General features: G+C 30.7%; 1 protein-coding gene. It reads left to right on the forward strand.

Features of this window, described 5'->3' with window-relative positions:
- A partial coding sequence (locus tag EIC27_RS06825; protein ID WP_205702367.1) for a baseplate megatron protein TIM-barrel domain-containing protein occupies positions 1–1,155 on the forward strand: 1,155 nt, incomplete at its 5' end.
- Positions 1,156–1,319 lie beyond the last annotated feature (164 nt).

A 1,319-nucleotide genomic window follows, 5' to 3' on the forward strand; every position in this document is an offset into this window, starting at 1 on the left:
GATATAGAGAATTTTTTCGATGGGGAGAATGGTTATAATAAATTTATTTTGCATTACGCTAAACTTGTTAAAGGCAAAGTAAAAGCATTTTTAATTGGTTCAGAAATGGTTGAGCTTACAAAATTTAAAACTAGTGATAATAAATTTTTGGTTGTTGATAAACTCATTGATTTGGCAAAACAGGTTAGGGGAATATTAGGTAAAAATGTGATGATTTCATATGCTGCAGATTGGAGTGAATATCACCACACTGATGGTGGATGGTATTTTTTAGATAAGCTATGGGCATCTGAATATATTGATTTTATAGGAATTGATGCATACTTTCCTTTAACAAGTAATGACAAAACTACATATGATATAAATGAGATAATAGGTGGTTGGGAATCTGGTGAAGGATATGATTATTATATTGATGGCAATGGAAAAAAACAGCCTCTTGGCAAAGAATATGTATGGAAAAATATTAAATGGTGGTGGGATAATAAACATTATAATCCTGATGGCAGGCAGACAGAATGGATTCCTAAATCAAAGAAGATTTGGTTTACAGAATTAGGGTTTCCATCAATTGATTGTGCTACAAATCAACCTAATGTTTTTTATGATCCAAGTACCGCCGAATCAAATATCCCAAAATATTCTAAGGGACAAGTTGATTTTCAAGCACAAAAATTAGGTTTGCTTGCTACAGAGATGAAGTGGAAAGATTCTGAAATGATTGAAAATAAATTTGTCTGGGCATGGGACGCGAGACCTTATCCATATTTCCCTGATAAGCTTGATGTTTGGGGAGATGGTGATTGCTGGAAAAATGGACACTGGGTTCAAGGAAAATTTTTTCACACAAATTTAAACTGTATATTGTTTGATATATGTAAAAGATTGAATCTAGATCAAATTGATACTAGTCAAATAAATCATGATGTCATTGGTTTTTGTATTCATGATAATTCAACAGCAAAGGAAGTGATTGATGATCTTAGTACATTATATTCATTTAAGGTGCAAGAACTTGAAGATCAACTAGTATATATTCCAAATAAAAATAGGGAAGTGAATTATATTGATAGTGGTGATATTGTTATAAACCTAGATAAATTAGAAAGTTCGCTTTCAATTATCAAGTTGGGTGATGAGAATATTATATCGTAAGCGCTAAAATAAGGGCATCTAGGCAAGAATAAAAATAAGTGGTAGAACAAAAGCCTAAAAAAATAGAGGCTAATGATGCTATTAGAAAAAAAGAATAAGTAATGAAAAATGGAAAGAGCTAGTAGAAGAATATAAAAAAAGTAATGTAAGTAAATATGAATTTT

Source organism: Candidatus Aquarickettsia rohweri, assembly GCF_003953955.1.
Taxonomy (GTDB): Bacteria; Pseudomonadota; Alphaproteobacteria; order Rickettsiales; family Midichloriaceae; genus Aquirickettsia; species Aquirickettsia rohweri.